The organism is Pseudomonas sp. HC1(2025), from assembly GCF_058742075.1.
This window is the reverse complement of record NZ_CP196017.1, coordinates 4,310,875-4,329,542: the sequence shown is the minus strand read 5'-3', so window position 1 is coordinate 4,329,542 and position 18,668 is coordinate 4,310,875. Positions and strand designations below refer to the sequence as shown.

General features: G+C 59.2%; 16 protein-coding genes and 2 pseudogenes. 7 read left to right on the top strand and 11 right to left on the bottom strand.

What is annotated here, in order from left to right; all coding sequences use genetic code 11:
• Positions 1-38: 38 nt before the first annotated feature.
• Together ACSSVH_RS19265 and ACSSVH_RS19260 are read right to left on the bottom strand one after the other, a co-directional pair.
• Positions 39-1,097: a diguanylate cyclase gene (locus ACSSVH_RS19265; protein WP_169955308.1), complete on the bottom strand. Its 1,059-nt coding sequence runs from the start codon at positions 1,095-1,097 to the stop codon at positions 39-41.
• 197 nt (positions 1,098-1,294) lie between these two features.
• Positions 1,295-1,918, bottom strand: coding sequence for a TetR/AcrR family transcriptional regulator (locus tag ACSSVH_RS19260; protein ID WP_492633611.1), 624 nt, complete (start codon positions 1,916-1,918; stop codon positions 1,295-1,297).
• 133 nt (positions 1,919-2,051) lie between these two features.
• Here ACSSVH_RS19260 and ACSSVH_RS19255 point away from each other — a divergent pair, with 133 nt between their 5' ends.
• On the top strand, positions 2,052-3,107 hold the full coding sequence (locus ACSSVH_RS19255) for an MBL fold metallo-hydrolase (protein WP_170041944.1): 1,056 nt from the start codon (positions 2,052-2,054) through the stop codon (positions 3,105-3,107).
• 328 nt (positions 3,108-3,435) lie between these two features.
• A complete protein-coding gene (locus ACSSVH_RS19250; RefSeq protein WP_463671604.1) occupies positions 3,436-3,987 on the top strand; it encodes a hypothetical protein in 552 nt (183 codons plus the stop codon).
• 22 nt (positions 3,988-4,009) lie between these two features.
• Here ACSSVH_RS19250 and ACSSVH_RS19245 read toward each other — a convergent pair whose 3' ends face one another.
• The 9 genes and pseudogenes from ACSSVH_RS19245 to ACSSVH_RS19205 all read right to left on the bottom strand — a co-directional run bounded on the left by ACSSVH_RS19245 (position 4,010) and on the right by ACSSVH_RS19205 (position 12,270).
• Entirely contained in the window at positions 4,010-4,384 is a 375-nt protein-coding gene (locus ACSSVH_RS19245) for a helix-turn-helix domain-containing protein (protein ID WP_170041945.1), read from the bottom strand.
• A 124-nt stretch (positions 4,385-4,508) separates the two neighbouring features.
• Positions 4,509-5,459, bottom strand: coding sequence for a hypothetical protein (locus ACSSVH_RS19240; protein WP_492633610.1), 951 nt, complete (start codon positions 5,457-5,459; stop codon positions 4,509-4,511).
• 116 nt (positions 5,460-5,575) lie between these two features.
• Positions 5,576-6,220, bottom strand: a complete 645-nt coding sequence (locus tag ACSSVH_RS19235) for an HAD-IB family hydrolase (protein WP_169955303.1) — start codon at positions 6,218-6,220, stop codon at positions 5,576-5,578.
• 72 nt (positions 6,221-6,292) lie between these two features.
• Positions 6,293-6,469, bottom strand: a pseudogene (locus tag ACSSVH_RS19230) (HNH endonuclease); the annotation flags it as partial.
• Positions 6,470-6,534: 65 nt separating this feature from the next.
• Entirely contained in the window at positions 6,535-7,785 is a 1,251-nt protein-coding gene (locus ACSSVH_RS19225; protein WP_170056891.1) for a ribonucleotide-diphosphate reductase subunit beta, read from the bottom strand.
• 470 nt (positions 7,786-8,255) lie between these two features.
• A pseudogene (locus tag ACSSVH_RS19220) lies at positions 8,256-9,539 on the bottom strand (ABC transporter substrate-binding protein).
• Between the two features lie 42 nt (positions 9,540-9,581).
• On the bottom strand, positions 9,582-10,847 hold the full coding sequence (locus ACSSVH_RS19215) for a DUF1479 domain-containing protein (RefSeq protein ID WP_169955151.1): 1,266 nt from the start codon (positions 10,845-10,847) through the stop codon (positions 9,582-9,584).
• Positions 10,848-10,959: 112 nt separating this feature from the next.
• Complete coding sequence (locus ACSSVH_RS19210) at positions 10,960-11,847, bottom strand: helix-turn-helix domain-containing protein (protein WP_492633609.1); 888 nt, start codon at positions 11,845-11,847, stop codon at positions 10,960-10,962.
• 153 nt (positions 11,848-12,000) lie between these two features.
• Positions 12,001-12,270 (bottom strand): DUF2790 domain-containing protein, encoded by a 270-nt coding sequence (locus ACSSVH_RS19205; protein WP_170043792.1) that lies wholly within the window; start codon positions 12,268-12,270, stop codon positions 12,001-12,003.
• 393 nt (positions 12,271-12,663) lie between these two features.
• Here ACSSVH_RS19205 and acs point away from each other — a divergent pair, with 393 nt between their 5' ends.
• The 5 genes from acs to ACSSVH_RS19180 all read left to right on the top strand — a co-directional run bounded on the left by acs (position 12,664) and on the right by ACSSVH_RS19180 (position 18,666).
• Complete coding sequence (acs, locus tag ACSSVH_RS19200; RefSeq protein ID WP_169955154.1) at positions 12,664-14,619, top strand: acetate--CoA ligase; 1,956 nt, start codon at positions 12,664-12,666, stop codon at positions 14,617-14,619.
• A gap of 671 nt (positions 14,620-15,290) precedes the next feature.
• On the top strand, positions 15,291-16,076 hold the full coding sequence (locus ACSSVH_RS19195; RefSeq protein ID WP_070994684.1) for an ABC transporter substrate-binding protein: 786 nt from the start codon (positions 15,291-15,293) through the stop codon (positions 16,074-16,076).
• Between the two features lie 91 nt (positions 16,077-16,167).
• The gene (locus tag ACSSVH_RS19190; protein WP_029294434.1) at positions 16,168-16,857 is read left to right on the top strand and encodes an ABC transporter permease; all 690 of its coding nucleotides are present in this window, start codon (positions 16,168-16,170) and stop codon (positions 16,855-16,857) included.
• Positions 16,854-17,552 (top strand): ABC transporter permease, encoded by a 699-nt coding sequence (locus ACSSVH_RS19185; protein WP_029294436.1) that lies wholly within the window; start codon positions 16,854-16,856, stop codon positions 17,550-17,552. Before ACSSVH_RS19190 ends, ACSSVH_RS19185 begins: the two co-directional genes overlap by 4 nt.
• A 1-nt stretch (position 17,553) precedes the next feature.
• Positions 17,554-18,666, top strand: coding sequence for a succinylglutamate desuccinylase/aspartoacylase family protein (locus ACSSVH_RS19180; RefSeq protein ID WP_172312954.1), 1,113 nt, complete (start codon positions 17,554-17,556; stop codon positions 18,664-18,666).
• Positions 18,667-18,668: the final 2 nt, after the last annotated feature.

Genomic DNA, 18,668 nt, shown 5'->3' with positions numbered 1-18,668 from the left:
TGGGAGCTCTGAGTCATGGGCATCAAAGGAAGTTCTATTCAGGCAGAGCGGGCGACCAGTGATTCGGCAACCGTCACCCGGTTGCGCCCGGTGCCTTTGGCGGCGTACAGCGCCTGGTCTGCGGCATTGAGCCACATATGCGCCTGGGTGAATTGCACCTGGTAGGCCGCCAGGCCAATGCTCAGGCTGACCCGCAGTTCCGGAACCTGCGGGTCGCGGTAGCGGCTGAACATTTCCCGCAGGCGCTCCATCACATAACTGGCCTGCTCCAGCGGCACGTCCGGGAGAATCACGCAGAACTCGTCGCCACCGTAGCGGCCCGCCAGGTCATTTTCCCGCACGTTGCGCTGCAATTCCTTACTCAGTTGTCGCAGCACGCGGTCACCGACGATATGGCCATAGGCGTCATTGATCTGCTTGAAATGGTCGATATCGATCAACGCGATGGTGGCCTGGGACTGTTGCTGCTGGCACTTGTGGAACTTCAGTTGCAGCAGGTCTTTCCAGGAACCGTGATTGAGCAGGCCGGTGAGGCTGTCGGTACGACTCAGGGCGCTCAGGGCACGTTTGTGTTCCGAGAGCTTGATGGCCAGGCGATAGCTGGCCATGCCGATGGCGACGGGGTAAAGGATCAACATCGGTAGGCACGAATACACCTGGATCAGGCCGACATTGGGGTTGAACGAGGGGCCGAATACCAGCCAGGCCAGCGCGACGCCCACCAGTTGCGCGAGCATGCCCTGGATCATCAACTGTTTGCCGCCCGCAGCGACGTTATGCATGGTCATCATCGCGAGGATGGTCACTGCGGTCAGCGGTGTGAATTGCGTGGCTGCGGCCCAGAACCCACCGGACAGTGAGTCATAGAGCAGGTTGCGGCGCTCAGCCTGGTAGGGAAATGCCGAATGGCTCGACAGTTGGTACGCCAGGTGCGGCCAGATAAATGCGTTGAACAGCCACAGCGCCCAGATCCATCCGGGCATGGCCAGCGGGTACAGGGCGGCCAGCACGCAAATGCTGCCAACGCCCAGCCCGATAATGCGCGGCCGATAAATGCGCCGGGCAAACGACAGCCCTTTGCCTCGAAGGTTTTCCATAGATCCCTGCGTCAGATTTTTCTTTTTTTAAGTGGCGAAGGCGTAGGTTATTCAAAGGCCATTTACGCCAGATGACAGGCGATTATTGTCAGTTATTTACGTGGGAATAATCAGTGTCCTTCCGGGCCATTTGCGTGGAGATCCAGAGGGATTACGGTAAAAACGACTTCTGAGTGTCGTATTGGCGACACAAGGGCTTATCGGGGAAGGGGAGCAATCTCGTAGCCGGCCAGGAACAGGTCCATTGCCGACTCGATCACGTTGGCCTGGGTGGCCAAGTCCAGGGTGGGCTGGCCGAGGGTGATTTGCGGCCAAAAGGCGAACGCCTTGAGCAGGCTTTGCACCTGATGGGCGGCAAAGCATGGGTCAACGGGTTTGAGACGCCCGTCTTCCTGGGCGGCACGCACCCACAAAGTAAACCCTTCTTCGCGCTCGCTCAGGCGATTGACGATGTCCTGGGTGCGTTCAGGAGAGTGGATGGTCGCAGCAATCGCTACCCGGGCCAGGTCGAGGAAGTTGGCGTCCGACATCATTTTCATCTTCGCTTCCAACAACACTCGCAACTGGTCGCGCAGGGGTTGTTGGCTGCTGTAGCTGACATCCAGTTGCGCGACGCTGCTGGCCCACAGTTTGTGCAGGATTTCGGTAAACAACTCCTCCTTGCTGGGGAAGTGGTTGTACACCGTGCGCTTGGAGACGCGGGCCGTGGCCGCAATCTTGTCCATGCTGGTGACCTCGAAACCGTTGTCGCGAAACTCGGCAATGGCTGCCGCCACAATGGCTTCGCGTTTACGGTCGGTGAGGCGTTGGGGTGCAGTCATGGGGCTATTCGGCTCTGGGAAGAAAATTACACTCGGTAGTTTACTTGGTACGGGTTTTGTTGCAATCTTGAAACTACACTGTGCAGTGTAGTTGTTGATCTGCATCAGCAGAACGTACCGGAGTCACTTTGTAATGGCCACGATCTCTAACCGTCTCGACACCCCCTCTGCCGCGCTCAAGCCATCCGAGCAGCAGCAAGGCCACTTCAACAATCATGCGCCGGTCAACCGTGCGGGCTTTGGCAAAACCCTGCAGATTTTCTGGAAGATGCTCTTTCACAAGCCCCGCAGTACGCGGCCCGTGGGGGAGATTCCGGTGCAGCGCCTGACGCGTGAACAATTGCAGAGTGCCCCGGACCACAGTGTCTACCGCCTGGGACATTCCACCGTCCTGCTGAAAATGCGTGGCAAGTTCTGGCTGACCGATCCGGTGTTCGCCCAGCGTGCCTCGCCTTTCAGTTGGGCCGGCCCCAAGCGCTTTCATCAGCCACCCATCAGCCTTGAAGAACTGCCGCCGATTGAGGCGGTGATCCTGTCGCACAACCATTACGACCACCTGGACCGCCAGGCGGTGGTGCAGTTAGCGGCCAAGACCCGCTATTTTCTAGCGCCGCTGGGCGTCGGCGACACCTTGATCAAATGGGGTGTAGCGCCCGATAAGGTGCGGCAACTGGATTGGTGGCAGGGCACCGAGGTGGACGGTATCCGTTTTGTCGCAACCCCGGCCCAGCACTTTTCCGGGCGTGGGCTGTTTGATGGCAACCAGACGCTGTGGGCCTCGTGGGTGATGATTGATGGCGCCCGGCGTATCTTTTTCAGTGGCGACACCGGCTACTTCGATGGCTTCAAGCGCATTGGCGAGCAATACGGGCCATTTGACCTGACGCTGATGGAAACGGGAGCTTACAACGTCGATTGGCCCCATGTGCACATGCAGCCCGAACAAACCTTGCAGGCCCATATCGACCTGAAGGGGCGCTGGTTGCTGCCGATCCACAATGGCACTTTTGATCTGGCATTCCATGCCTGGCATGAGCCATTCGACCGCATCATGGCCCTGGCCTGGGAGCGCAATGTGTCGATTACCACGCCAGCAATGGGTCAGGCTTTCACGCTGGCGGCACCTGAGCGCGGGCATGCCTGGTGGCTGGACGTCGAGGCCCAGGTGACACAACCGCTGGCGAGTTGAAGGTGTTTGCAACGTTCTGTCTGTAAAAGGGCTTTTCAACGTATTTCTGCCATGAGAACCGACCGGAAAAGGATGGGATGATCTCGGGGAATTCATTTCCTGGGAGTGGGCCTTGATGGAGGACAAATGTAGGAAAATCCTGGCGCCAGGTGCTGCCTGTTCAGGGGGGCTACCTTTGCTGCTCAACATCCTTAACGCAGTGCCTTGCGCGCCGATAGCCCCCGCTGGGTCGACGGACAATGGGGCAACACCTCGGGGTGGCATTGAGTTCCAGCCTGCCGCAGCACCTGTTGTCCAGGGCCCCAGGTTCGATGTCCCGGGGCCGATGATGAAGACTGTGCGTGATCCGTCGTTATCGCTCATAGCCCTGAGCGGCGTCGACCCTGCGGGCCCGGTCATGGTGGCAGTCCCGCCAGTCATGGAAAACAATGCAGCGAAATCTGCTCCTGTCCTGGCCGATTGGCGTATCGGTTTTGCCGACCAATACCTGCGCAACGGTGTGCGTGAAACGGTGGAGCACTCCAGCGGATTTCTCCAAGCCTTGGAGGTGTTAAAGGATGCCGGTGCCGAAGTGGTGCCAGTGCAGGCGCAGTTACCGGATGCCGCTGCGTATTTCTCCCTGGCGTCCAGCAACCAGATCGATGAGCGGGTGAGCGAACATCGCCTCGACGCGCTGGTGTCCGATGGCCAAAGCCCAGCTTTTCACGGCTTCTGCAAAACCGGATACCCAGGCGTATGCCAACTATTCAACGACGATCTCAACGGCACCAAGGTCGTGCTCTGGTTCTATGGTGCCCGCTGGGCGCGGGACTCGCTGTCGGCCTTGGTACGGATCTATCAACAGGCGATGCAGGCACGCGCCGGCATGTACGCGAGGTGAACCCGCTGCGCGGTCAGCGGGCCTATGCGCCGTTGGGATGAGGCGTATTCGACGATGTCGAGCCCAGCAGCCGTGCGATAAGGCTACGGCGACCAGGTTCGGCATCAGCCTGTGGTGTTGGGGAGCGACGCCCGCTCATGCCCCACCCCGGCGCAAACCCCGGGAAAAACACCAGGCCTTCGTGCTCAAGGCGAAATGCCAGGGCGATGCGGATGGCGTCATCCACCTCTTGATGGCTTTCAAAGCGCTGGACAGCGTCCACCCCAACCCCGGCGTGCCGGGCCAGGTCTTCCCGGCTCCAGCCCAGCAGCGCGCGGGCCTGCACGCTGTGCCGTGGGGTGAACTGATGAAGGACGATTTGTTGATCTACGGTGGTGCTCACTGCCAGAGAGGACATGGGGGTTCTCCAGGAATCCAACGGGGGAGAACAAACTATACTGTGTTTTTGTACAGTTGTTTTGACCGTTCATCAACTCGATCATTTCCTGGATAGCTGGCCCGCGATTGGTGGACGCCTCAATTCATTTCTCCACCAGCCCCGGCGCCTCGCGGATCAGCAGGTGGTCAAGGTTCTGGATATCGGCGCTGAACACCCCGAATGTCTGCTCGGGGGTTTTCTTGCTCGGTACCTGTTTCAACTCCGGCGTCACCCCATAGAAGAAGCAATACAGCGGGCGTTCACTGTCTACAGCGGCCTTGATCTGCTCCAGGAACGCCTTGCGCTTGCGGTAGTTCTCGATCAGCTTTTTGTTCAGGTACACGTTGACGGAGTAGGGCTTCTTGTCGAGCCACACCTTTTTTTCGAAGTCGATGCGAAAGCTGCTGGTGTAGTCCTTGATCGCCTTGATCCGGCCCCAATAGATCAAGCCCTTGTTGTCTTGCAGGTATTCGATTTTCTTGAAAAACGCCCAATAGCTCGCGGTCTGCTCGCCGATCTTCAGCGGCATGCCCTTGAGCTTTTCCTTGTCGTCGATGTTGGACACGTAGCATTCGACCGGGTGGGCAAAGACGCTGGTCTTGTCTGGTGTGGTTTCGCTGGCACTGTGGGAAGTATTGGAGATTTCCGAAGGTGCTTTCGCCAGATCCTGTGGGAGAGTGTCTGTGGCGCCGCGGATGGCTGCCTTGCGTTCATACTGACGCCGAGTCAGTACAAACTCCGACGGGAAGTTCTCCTCGCGCCCATCCTCGGCTTCTCCTGGCACTGTCTTGTGACTGGCATAGCGGCAGCCGTCGATATGCCGGGTCCTGGGCAGGTTTTTGAAATGCGGCGTGCGCAGGTAATTGACGTTCTTTGCATTGAACGTACCCAGCACATTGCCCGTTGCAAACGCCGCACGGCAATCATCGTTGGGGCACAGGAAACTGTCCTTGCCGGAATCGAAGGCGGCGGTTTCGTCGAAGTTCAGGTCGCGCACGTCATAGATCGACAGCTTTTCGTCCAGGCTCAGGCAATAGGCTGTGTCGAATTTCATCGGGGCGGGTCCGTGGGAAGATTCGCTATTAATAGCGGGGTTGTGCGGGTAGCACAAATGTCCGCTATCAGGGCGCAGCCCTTTCAACGCGTCTGAAAGGGCTGGTTCCAAGCGGCTTATGGCTTCGACTTGCCTCGACGCTTGGCCGAATGAAAATGCCGCCAATGCGCATCCTGCGCCGCCGCCAGCAACTCGCGATCCCCGCGCGTGTCGCCCCAGGCCCTGAGCCGATACTCACCCAGGTCGCCATACACAGCTTCAAGCCGCAGCACCTTGTTCTCACAACGGCAGTTGTTACCTGTGAGGCGCCCACTCAACACCCCATCGACCACCTCAAGCTCGGTCCCGATCAGCTTGATCCCCAGGCGATCGGCAAAAGGTTGCAACACGATTGCAGGCGAAGCCGAACACAATGTCACTTCGGCGCCGGAGCCGATCTCATCGGCCACCGACTGCAAACCGGCAGGGCGCATTAGCTTGTTCCAGTAGGTCTTGCAGTATTCCTCGGCTTTCTGTTGCACCCAGGCTTTCTCAACGCCGGTCATAAAGGTGCGAATCAACTGCGCCTTGAGCTCATCCCGGCTCATTCGGCGCAGCAGAAAGCGCAAGCCCGGCAGCGCCAGCTTGAGCATCCGGCGATTGAATTCCTGCTTGCCGAAAGCAAACTTGAGAAACGGTACAAAACTGTCGTGGCGGGTCAGGGTGCCGTCGAAGTCGAACACTGAAAGTACCTTGGCGCCCACTGGGCCGGCTTCTAGCATGTCTGGGTTCACGGGGTGGCCTCGGTCCTATCTACTATTTTTTTGGAATGCATAAGCTGTGACCGCAGGAGTCTACTCCGGTATCAATCTGCTGATTCTTGAGTAAAACCCCGCAGTGAAATCATCCCGGTCACTCGACCGGTGATAACGCTGATGGCAATTGGGGCATAAGGCTACAGCATTGGAGATGCGATCCGAACCCTTACGGGCCAGGTGTTTGAGGTGATGTACTTCAAGAAATGGCAAGCCGGCTCCCATAAAAAAAGCCCTGGGTACGACCCCAGGGCTTTTTTCACGTCGCAACTATGAGCCGATCAATCCCAGCTCAACGCCCCACCGGTCTGATACTCGATCACCCGGGTCTCAAAGAAGTTCTTCTCTTTCTTCAAGTCCATGATCTCGCTCATCCACGGGAACGGGTTGGTGGTGCCTGGGTATTCTTCCTTCAAGCCGATCTGCGACAGACGACGGTTGGCGATGAACTTGAGGTAGTCCTCCATCATCGCCGCGTTCATGCCCAACACGCCGCGCGGCATGGTGTCGCGAGCGTATTCGATTTCCAACTGAGTCCCTTGCAGGATCATCTGGGTCGCTTCTTCCTTCATCTCGGCATCCCACAGGTGTGGGTTTTCGATTTTGATCTGGTTGATCACGTCGATGCCGAAGTTCAGGTGCATCGACTCATCGCGCAGGATGTACTGGAACTGCTCGGCCACGCCGGTCATTTTGTTGCGTCGGCCCATGGACAGGATCTGGGTGAAGCCGCAGTAAAAGAAGATGCCTTCCAGCACGCAGTAGTAGGCGACCAGGTTGCGCAGCAGCTCTTTGTCGGTGTCGACGGTGCCGGTCTCGAATTTCGGATCGGAGATCGAACGCGTGTATTTCAGGCCCCAGGCGGCTTTTTTAGCGACCGACGGGATCTCGTGGTACATGTTGAAGATCTCGCCTTCATCCATGGCCAGCGATTCGATGCAGTACTGATAGGCGTGGGTGTGGATCGCCTCTTCGAAGGCCTGGCGCAGGATGTACTGGCGGCACTCCGGGTTGGTGATCAGGCGGTACACGGCCAGCACCAGGTTGTTGGCGACCAGGGAATCGGCGGTGGAGAAGAAGCCCAGGTTGCGCATGACGATGCGACGTTCGTCGTCGGTCAGGCCTTCGGGGTTTTTCCACAGGGCGATGTCGGCGGTCATGTTGACCTCTTGCGGCATCCAGTGGTTGGCGCAGCCGTCGAGGTACTTCTGCCAGGCCCAGTCGTACTTGAAGGGCACGAGTTGGTTGAGGTCGGCGCGGCAGTTGATCATGCGTTTTTCGTCAACGGCGACACGGGCGGAGGCGCCTTCCAACTCGGCGAGGCCTTCGGCGACGTCGAGTTTGTCCAGGGCGGCCTTGGCGCGCACGATGGCGGCGGAGTCATTGGCGGTGACGGCGCGGGCCTCGATGGCGGCGGCGGCACCGGCACCGTCGAGGCGGTCCATGTTGGCTTCGGTGGCGTGGCCGGCGTTGGCGCCTTTAGCGGCTACTTCGCCTTCTTCTTCTTTGTCGAATTCGTCCCAGCTCAGCATGACGTGTCGTCTCCTGCGTGAGGGCCAATGGTGCCCGTGTGAAACCGGATGGTTGGGTGTTCACACGGCCCAGGGGCCGCGGTGGATCTTTAAGGAATCGTTTGTTGCAACAGCTAGCGCAGGCATTAAACGGAATAGGGCTACGGGTGCTCTGCATGAGGTCTGAGGGGCGGAGCGACTGTGTCTTACTCCTGCGGGGCCTCAGGTCTGGCTCGTTACCCCATGTAAAGGGATATTACAGGCCCGATTTACCCGCGCATTATAGGGAAAAATTTGCCTTTGTGTTGCGGCGGATGGTCTCGGTGGGCCGCCAAATTGACGGTGTTTGCGGCCAGAGTGCGGGTTTGCAAGGGTTTGCCAGCTGCGGATTTTTTTGACGGGCGGTAGGCGGTGCTTTTAATGCGCCAGCCGCAGGTAGATTTGGCATCGCAGTTCTTGCGCCCCTTGGCGCAAGAACTGGCCGCAGGGCCTTACTGTGCCGCCGCCTGAATGCTCGCAAACATCTGTTTCCCGGCCTTGGCCGGATCCGCGTTTTTATCGCTCATAAAGTGGCTGACCACATCAAACACCGCCCCCTGCACTGCCTAGGAAGTCGACATGTTGAACGCCATGCTCGGGGCCAGGGTGCCGGCTTTTTCGGCTTCGGCGAAATCCTTGGCGGAGGCCTGGGCGCAACTGTCGAACTGGCTCATGTCCAGGCCCGTGATCACCGGGATGGAGCCTTTGTTCTGATTGAATACCGTTTGAAATTGTGGCTCCAGGGCGATCTTGGCCAGGTCGTCGCGCGCGGCATTGTTGCCCGGTGTGTCATTTTTGCTGGAGAGCTTGAACATCGCCAGGGAGTCGATGGTGTAGCTATAGATGCCTTGGGAGCCCGGGAAGGGCGCGCATTCATAATCGAGACCGGCCTTCTTGCCGGCGGCGCTCCATTCGCTCTTGGCCCAGTCGCCCATGATCTGCATGCCGGCCTGGCCCTTGATGACCTTGGCGGTCTCCATGTTCCAGTCCTGGCCCGTGCCGTCGGGGTCCATGTAGGTCTTGAGTTTGCGCAGTGCTATAAACACTTCGGTCATTTTCGGGCCGGTGAAGGTGGCTTCGTCGTGATCGATAAAGGCTTTCTTGAAGCCATCCGCGCCGAGGATGCTCAGCACCAGGCCTTCAAATACCGTGGTGTCCTGCCAGGGTTGGCCGCCGTGGGCGAGCGCAATAAAACCGGCGGCCTTGAGTTTGTCACCGGCGGCATACAGTTCTTCGAGGGTTTTCGGTACGTGGGACACGCCGGCCTGCTTGAGTACCGTGGGGTTGGTCCAGAGCCAGTTGATACGGTGGATATTCAGCGGCACGGCGACATAGTGGCCATCATATTTCATCAGTTGGGCAATGCTCTGGGGCAACAGCTTGTCCCAGTGATTGGCCTTGGCCACGTCGTCGATACTGGTCAGCAAGCCCAAATTGCCCCATTCCTGGATATCCGGGCCCTTGATCTGAGCGGCGGAGGGCGGGTTGCCGGACACGGCGCGAGTCTTGAGCACCGTCATGGCCGCTGCGCCCCCGCCACCGGCTACGGCGCTGTTTTGCCAGGTATAGCCGTCTTTTTCGATCAGTTGCTTGAGCACGTCCGCAGACTTGGCTTCTCCGCCCGAGGTCCAGTAGTGCACGACTTCCACGCTGCCCTTGCTCTGGGCCCCATGGGCGCTGACTGTGCAAAGGCTGGCGAGGGAGATGGCAACGGCAAGGCGATTGACGATTTTCATAGGGAGTGGCCCTTTTTTGTTTTTGTGGTGAGAGGAGGGTACTTATTCCAGCCCCAGCCCTTTGCGGCCGAGGGCGTTCAGTTGCGAGGTCATGAAGCGGTCGCTCCAGTGCTTTTCGTAGTCTTCGCGGGGGAAGTCATCCGGCGAGGCGCCTTGTTCGAAGGCCCGTAAAACATCCCTGGCATAACGCAGATTTTTCGGACACATGGGGGCGGCTGGTACGTACATCACATTGCCCCAGCCCTGCTGGTTTTCGACGGGGGCGACGCTATGGACTACATCGCAGTGCCACCACACCGAATCGCCAGCCTGCACGTCCGGAATCGGTGACATGCCCTGGACCAGCAGCGGGTGCCACTTCTCCAGGATCGGCAGCACCTTGCCTGGCGCAACGCCACACAGCTCATCCTCGGGCACGTCATCGAGCAGCGGGCGCAGCAGCAGGTAGGCCATGGCCTTGGGGATCGGCAAGGTATGCAGCACGCCCTGGTCGGCATTCATGTCGCACAGCGCGGTCCAACCCTGGAAGGTGCGAAAGGCCGAGCATTTGGTACCTGGGTAGGCATATTCATCGACTTCGGTACGATGGGCGGCGTCCCACGGGTCGTAGGATTTGAAGTCATTGCAGTAAATCTTCTCGAACACCTTCAGGTAGGCCGGGTGCAGCCAGCGCTCCAGCGCCCCGGAGTCGGTGTGCGGGCCCAGGCCTTTGGACGTGGTGCCGGGCGGGCGCCGCCGTACGCGGTCCGGGTACAGGGCGTTGGTGTCGGGGTCGAACCACTGCTGGCCGTGGGAGTCGATGGTCCACAGGCGGTTCAAGAACGATTGGGCGCAGCCCATGCGCTCATGCTGGCGCAGTTGCATCTGGGCCTTGGACCAGTAGATCGGGAAGATTTCCGGGCGCGAGGCTTCCAGGTTGCCGAAGAAGTTGTCGGCAGGGCCCCGGTAAACCGCGTCGAACTGGTTGTGGTCCAGGTAGTCCAGCAGGCTCTTGTCCCACTCCAGCACCTGCTGCCTGGGAAAGTGGTTGCGGATCACCAGGCAGCCTCGGCGCTTGATCAGCGCGCGTTGTTGTTCTGTGACCTGGCCGTTGGCGAGGGTGGCAAAGTCCAGTTCGGGCCAGGCCGAGCCGGTCAGGGCTTGCTGGGCCTTGATCGCGGCGATTTCCGTGGCGATAAAGGCGCTGACTTCGGCAAACAGCGCGGGCACGTCGCCGATCTGTGCGCGCAGTGCCTTTTTCATGGCGACGATGCTGCGTTTGTAGTCGTCAGGTAGCTCGGCACTTGCGAAGGATGGGGAATTGTTCATGGGGTGGCCTGCATTTTTATTATTCATGCAGGTATGGAATCACTCCGGACGGCCTGGACGGCAGCCTCATTTGGCGCGTTGAGCAATACGATTGTGGCGTTTGATCATGCGCCTACAGAAGAATCGGCTTAGCCGTGCCTGGCTGGAAGTGATGCCCATGCTGACCACGGAAGTCTGAAGGCGTCATGCCCTTTTGCGCCTTGAACTGTCGGTTGAACAGGGCCTGGGACGCGTACCCGACCTGTTCGGCGATGGTGCTGACGGCCAGGTTGCCTTGCATCAACAGGGCGCAGGCGTGTCCGACGCGCAGCCGCACGATGTAGTCCAATGCTGTGCAGCGTGTGTGTTTGCGGAACATGCGGTGGAAGGCGGAAACGCTGACGCAGGCCATTTGTGCCAGCTCAGGGATGCTCAGGGGTTGCGCATAGTGGCCGTGCAGGTAGTCCAGGACCCGGCGGATGCGCGCATCTTCAATGATGTGAGGGGTTTGTTGCACGGCGATGCGCCGCGCCGCGACATCCCGTGACAGGGTATTGAGTACCGTCAGCAGGGAAATCAGGCGCTGGGAGGCGTCTTGCTCGACCATCGCCTCGATCACCGGGCGCAGGGCGCGCGAGGTGGCGTCGCTGAAACTCAGTGCATGCCGCGCGGCCGCCAGCAGGGCGCGGGTCGAGGCCATTTCCGGAAACAATTTGACCAGTGAATCGGCCCAGGCTTCAGAAAACCAGATGACCAGGGCGATGTGCGGTTGGGTCGGGTCGATAGTCTCGGCCGACGACCAGCTATGGGGAACATTCGGGCCCACCAGCACCAGGTCGCCATCATCGTAGCGTGCCACATCGTTGCTGATGTAACGGTGCCCACGACTGTTGAGGGTGAGGGTCAGCTCGTACTCAGGGTGGTGATGCCACTCAAACGGGATCGCCTGTGGCAGGCGCCTGTTGAGCAGGGTCCAGGAGGTGTTGGCCTCGGTGGGGATTTTCTCGAAACTGGCTCTCATGAACCCATCCTGCTGTGCAGAGGGAATAGCAACGCCACAATCGTAGCATTCGGTTCAAGCGAGAAGGGGAAGGTGCCGTGAACAAGTCTCTTTGCCGCAAGAACGATTCCTTGCGGCGAACATTGCCAGGTTAGGTTCTAACTAACTAAGTTATTAACCGTTAGAGCAACCGTTACCCATGACTTTGTAATTAAGAATATGACGCTGGCCTTGGTGATCTTCATATTCCATGCGTGCTGGAACAACTTCGCAGACATTCGGAATGGAACTCATGGACACCACCTTGGCAATATCCAGATCAGTGGCGTAGGTGTATTCCTCAACAATAGCGGTGTGCTGGCTGGCTACGTCAGTCGGGATCTCGTCGGCCAGGGCGGCGGTGGCGCACAAGCTGGCAAGGGCCATAACTAATAAAGCTTTCATTTCCAATTTACCTTTTTACAGTCGAAGGGGGTCACGGGGCCCTTGTGAGGCCACGTGTGTAACTTAAGTAGAGAGTTCGGATTAACGTGCCTTCGTGGGGGCTGCAACTTGGTTAATCACAGTGCCTTGTTGGCGAGGTTGATTTTAGGCGCCTGGGTTGCATTCATATACCCGTACTTTTGATAAACACTTTTGGTGGTTTTCGTAACAATCCACGACAGAGGTTTTTTCCGGTAGCGCAAAACGCGCTACAGGCCCCGGACCAGAGCGGTGCACGCACATATCAGGGCAATTTGTAGGGGCTTGTTACTACCATCGTCGAATGGTTCTATAGGCCTGCCCCGGCTACAACAGGGCCATACAACAACAACTATAGTCACCGAGGTAAGAAAGATGAGTGCGGCTTCCCTGTACCCCGTTCGCCCCGAAGTAGCAGCCAACACGCTGACTGACGAGGCGACCTACAAGGCCATGTACCAGCAGTCGGTGGTCAACCCCGACGGCTTCTGGCGCGAGCAAGCCAAGCGTCTTGACTGGATCAAGCCTTTCACCACGGTCAAGCAGACCTCGTTCGACGACCACCATGTCGATATCAAGTGGTTTGCTGACGGCACCCTCAACGTTTCCTACAACTGCCTGGACCGTCACCTCGCCGAGCGCGGCGACCAGGCGGCGATCATCTGGGAGGGCGACGATCCTTCCGAAAGCCGCACCATCACCTACCGCGAGCTGCACGAACAAGTCTGCAAGTTCGCCAACGCCCTGCGCGGCCAGGATGTGCACCGCGGTGACGTGGTGACCATCTATATGCCGATGATCCCTGAAGCTGTGGTCGCCATGCTGGCTTGTACCCGCATCGGCGCGATCCACTCGGTGGTGTTCGGCGGTTTCTCCCCTGAAGCCCTGGCCGGTCGCATCATCGACTGCAAATCCAAGGTGGTGATTACCGCCGACGAAGGCATTCGTGCCGGCAAGAAGGTACCGCTCAAGGCCAACGTCGACGACGCGCTGACCAACCCGGAAACCAGCAGCATCCAGAAAGTCATCGTGTGCAAGCGCACCAATGGCCAGATCAAGTGGAACCAGCATCGCGACATCTGGTACGAAGACCTGATGAAAGTGGCGGGCACGGTCTGCGCGCCAAAAGAGATGGGCGCCGAAGAAGCGCTGTTCATCCTTTACACCTCCGGTTCCACCGGCAAGCCCAAGGGCGTGCAGCACACCACCGGCGGCTACCTGTTGTACGCCGCCCTGACCCACGAGCGCGTGTTCGACTACCGCCCGGGCGAAGTCTACTGGTGCACCGCCGACGTCGGCTGGGTCACTGGCCACACCTACATCGTCTATGGTCCGCTGGCCAATGGCGCGACCACACTGCTGTTCGAAGGCGTGCCGAACTACCCGGATATCACGCGGGTCGGGAAAATCGTCGACAAGCACAAGGTCAATATCCTCTACACCGCGCCGACCGCGATCCGCGCGATGATGGCTTCCGGCACCGCCGCCTGCGAAGGTATCGATGGCAGCAGCTTGCGCCTGTTGGGTTCGGTGGGTGAGCCGATTAACCCGGAAGCGTGGGACTGGTACTACAAGAACGTCGGCCAATCCCGTTGCCCGATTGTCGACACCTGGTGGCAGACCGAAACTGGCGCGACCCTGATGAGCCCGTTGCCGGGCGCTCACGCGCTCAAGCCGGGGTCGGCGGCACGTCCGTTCTTTGGCGTGGTGCCAGCGTTGGTGGACAACCTGGGCAACATCATCGAGGGCGCTGCCGAAGGCAACCTGGTGATCCTCGATTCGTGGCCGGGCCAGGCGCGTACCCTGTACGGCGACCATGACCGTTTTGTCGACACTTACTTCAAGACCTTCCGTGGCATGTACTTCACCGGCGACGGCGCGCGTCGCGATGAAGACGGCTACTGGTGGATCACCGGTCGCGTGGATGACGTGCTCAACGTTTCCGGGCACCGCATGGGCACCGCCGAGATCGAAAGCGCCATGGTCGCCCACCCCAAAGTCACCGAGGCGGCCGTGGTCGGCGTGCCTCACGACATCAAGGGCCAGGGCATCTATGTGTATGTCACCTTGAAAAACGGTGAGGAGCCGACCGAAGCGCTGCGCCTGGAACTGAAGAACTGGGTGCGCAAGGAGATCGGCCCGATTGCATCGCCGGACGTGATCCAGTGGGCACCAGGCTTGCCTAAGACCCGGTCGGGGAAAATCATGCGCCGTATCCTGCGCAAAATTGCCACGGCCGAGTATGACGGGCTGGGGGATATCTCCACCCTGGCTGATCCAAGTGTGGTGCAGCATCTGATCGATACCCACAAGACCATGAACGTCGCGTAAGCGGGTTTATGGGACCAAGCCCCATCCGGTGTAGGCCGGATGGGGCTTTTTTGTGGGGCCTCACTATGAAATACCATCAATGTAGGAGCCGGCTTGCCGGCGATAACGGTGGGTCAGTCAGCCCATTTGATACAGGCCCACTGCTATCGCTGGCAAGCCAGCTCCTACATTGGATGGTGGGGGATGACAGACCGTCCTCAGCACCAAGCCAATAAATATCGGTTTATCTAGTAGGACGTTTCTGAATGTTACCCAGTGGTGCAAATGTGTAACCTTGCGCCCAAACATGAGGCAAAGTGCTACATCCACGCCCCGAAAACGCCCGTTTTAGACACCCTGAAAAATTAGATCAAACGCTACACTTGCCGGAATAGAAGGGTTTGCGAATAATAGGCCCGCAATTTGCAGCGATAATAGGTTTAATATCTTTTGCCTCTGCATAAAAATCAGGGGTTGTCAATGGGTTGGGGTCGCTTTCTCGGTGCTTCTGTAAATTGTTGTCGCATTGAGGAAATATCGGCTTCCGGCCTGTCGTTAGAATGCCGATCACTCGCTCGTCGTCGCCGTGTTGAACTGGTGTAGGACGCAGCACCGCTATTCGGTTTCACTCAGTCGCATCGTGGGCCATGGCTCATACTGCTGTTTTTGTCCTATACCGATGGAGTCCCAAGATGAAGAAACTCGTGCTGTTGGGCGCCCTGGCGCTGTCCGTGCTGTCCATGCAGGCCTTCGCTGAAGAGAAACCGCTGAAAATTGGTATCGAAGCAGCCTACCCTCCGTTTGCCTCGAAGGCGCCGGACGGCAGCATCGTCGGTTTTGACTACGACATCGGCAACGCCCTGTGCGAAGAGATGAAGGTCAAGTGCACCTGGGTCGAGCAAGAATTCGATGGCCTGATCCCGGCGCTCAAAGTGCGCAAGATCGACGCAATCCTGTCGTCCATGTCCATCACTGACGACCGCAAGAAGTCCGTGGATTTCACCAACCGCTACTACCTGACCCCGGCACGCCTGGTGATGAAGGACAGCGTTACCGTCAGCGACAGCCTGGTTGAGCTCAAGGACAAGAAGATCGGCGTACAGCGCGGTTCGATCCATGACCGTTTCGCCAAGGAAGTCCTGGCGCCTAAAGGTGCGACCATCGTTCCCTACAGCACCCAGAACGAGATCTACCTGGATGTGGCGGCCGGTCGCCTTGATGGCACCGTGGCTGATGCGACCCTGCTTGAAGACGGTTTCCTGAAGACCGACTCAGGCAAAGGCTACGCGTTCGTAGGCCCTGCGTTCACCGACGCCAAATACTTCGGCGATGGTATTGGTATCGCGGTACGTAAAGGCGACAAGGCCAACCTGGACCGCATCAACGCAGCCATCGCCGCGATCCGCGCCAATGGCAAGTACAAAGAAATCGAGAAAAAGTATTTCAACTTCGATATTTACGGCGCTGACGCCAAGTAAACCTTCGCAGTTGTCTGTCCAGAATGGCGCAAGCACCAGGGTCTCTGAAGTTTGCGCCATTTTTTCATCCGCCTTTTCGAGGACCTGAATCATGTTGAAAGGCTACGGGGCCGTTATCCTCGATGGCGCATGGTTGACGCTTCAGCTCGCCTTGTCGTCCATGGCCTTGGCCATTGTTCTGGGTCTGATTGGGGTCGCATTGCGCCTGTCGCCGGTACGCTGGCTGGCTTGGCTGGGTGACCTGTACTCCACGGTGATCCGCGGGATCCCCGACCTGGTGCTGATCCTGCTGATTTTCTACGGCGGCCAGGACCTGCTCAACCGCGTCGCGCCGCTACTGGGCTACGACGACTATATTGACTTGAACCCCTTGGCCGCCGGTATCGGCACCCTGGGTTTCATCTTTGGCGCCTACCTGTCGGAAACTTTCCGCGGTGCGTTCATGGCCATCCCCAAGGGCCAGGCCGAAGCGGGCATGGCCTATGGCATGAGCCCGTTCCAGGTGTTTTTCCGGGTGATGGTGCCGCAGATGATCCGGCTGGCAATCCCCGGCTTTACCAACAACTGGCTGGTACTGACCAAGGCCACCGCGCTGATTTCGGTGGTGGGCCTGCAAGACATGATGTTCAAGGCCAAGCAGGCGGCAGATGCCACCCGCGAACCTTTTACCTTCTTCCTCGCGGTGGCGGCGATGTACCTGGTGATCACCAGCGTCTCGTTGCTGGCCCTGCGTTATCTTGAGAAGCGCTACTCGGTAGGCGTAAAGGCGGCTGATCTATGATCTTCGACTACAACGTCATCTGGGAGGCCATGCCGCTGTACCTTGGCGGCTTGCTGACCACCCTGAAATTGCTGTTGATCTCGCTGTTCTTCGGCCTGCTTGCCGCCGTGCCCCTGGGCCTGATGCGAGTGTCCAAACAACCGCTGGTCAATGGCGCGGCCTGGCTCTACACCTATGTGATCCGCGGTACGCCGATGCTGGTGCAGCTGTTTTTGATCTACTACGGCCTGGCCCAGTTCGAAGCGGTGCGCGAGAGTTTCCTCTGGCCGTGGCTGTCCAGCGCGACCTTCTGTGCGTGCCTGGCCTTTGCCATCAACACTAGCGCCTACACCGCCGAGATCATCGCCGGTAGCCTCAAGGCCACGCCCCATGGCGAGATCGAAGCGGCCAAGGCCATGGGCATGTCGCGCTACAAGCTCTACCGCCGCATCCTGCTGCCCTCGGCCCTGCGCCGGGCGCTGCCGCAGTACAGCAACGAAGTGATCATGATGTTGCAGACCACCAGCCTGGCCTCCATCGTCACCCTGATCGACATCACCGGTGCCGCGCGCACGGTGAACGCCCAGTACTACCTGCCGTTCGAAGCCTACATCACCGCTGGCCTGTTCTATCTGTGCCTGACGTTCATCCTGGTGCGCCTGTTCAAGCTGGCCGAGCGCCGCTGGTTGAGCTACCTGGCTCCCCGGAAGCACTGATATGGAACGCATCGAGCACGTACTGCCCTGGGGGCACCTGGGTTGCGAGCGCCAGTTGACGGTGTTCCGTTTCGGCCATGGCGAGCGCAAGGCGTATATCCAGGCCAGCCTGCACGCCGATGAGTTGCCGGGGATGCGCGCGGCCTGGGAGCTGAAAAAGCGCCTGGCCGAACTCGAAGCGCAGGGCGCCCTCAACGGTGTGATCGAGCTGGTGCCGGTGGCCAACCCGATGGGCCTGGGTCAGCTGCTGCAAGGCAGCCACCAGGGGCGTTTCGAGGTCGGCACCGGGAAGAACTTCAACCGTGATTTCGTCGAGTTGAGCGAGCCGGTTGCTGCCTTGCTGGAAGGCAGGCTGGGAGATGATCCCCACGCCAATGTGCGCATGATCCGCCAGGCAATGAGCGATGCGCTCAATGCACTGCCCGAGCCGAGCAGTCAGTTGCAAGGTATGCAGCGGGTTTTGCTGAGCCATGCCTGTACTGCCGATGTGGTCCTCGACCTGCACTGCGACGCTGAAGCCGCGCTGCACATGTACGCGCTGCCCCAGCACTGGCCGCAGTGGCGTTCGTTGTCGGCGCATTTGAATGTGAAGGTCGGCCTGTTGGCGGAAGATTCCGGCGGCAGCTCGTTCGATGAGGCCTGCTCGTTGCCGTGGCTGCGTTTGTCACGGGCGTTCCCCGAGGCGCAGATCCCCCTGGCATGCCTGGCGACGACCCTGGAGCTGGGCGGTCAGGCCGATACCGGTCGGGATGAGGCGATCTTCCACGCCGAAGGTATCCTCGCGTTCCTCGCCGAACAGGGCCTGATCAAGGGAGAGTGGCCGGCGCCGCAACACGAGCCGTGCGAAGGCGTGCCCTTCGAAGGCACTGAATTGCTGTTCGCGCCCCACGCCGGGGTGATCAGTTACTTGCGTAAAGCCGGTGACTGGGTGGAAGCCGGCGAGCCGATTTTTGAAGTGATTGATCCTTTGGCCGACCGCGTCAGCATTGTTTGCGCGGGCACGTCAGGGGTGTTGTTTGCCGTTGAACGGCTGCGTTATGCCCAAGCGGGTTTCTGGCTGGCCAAGGTGGCGGGGCGCGAAGCGCTGCGTCACGGGCGCTTGCTCAACGACTGACC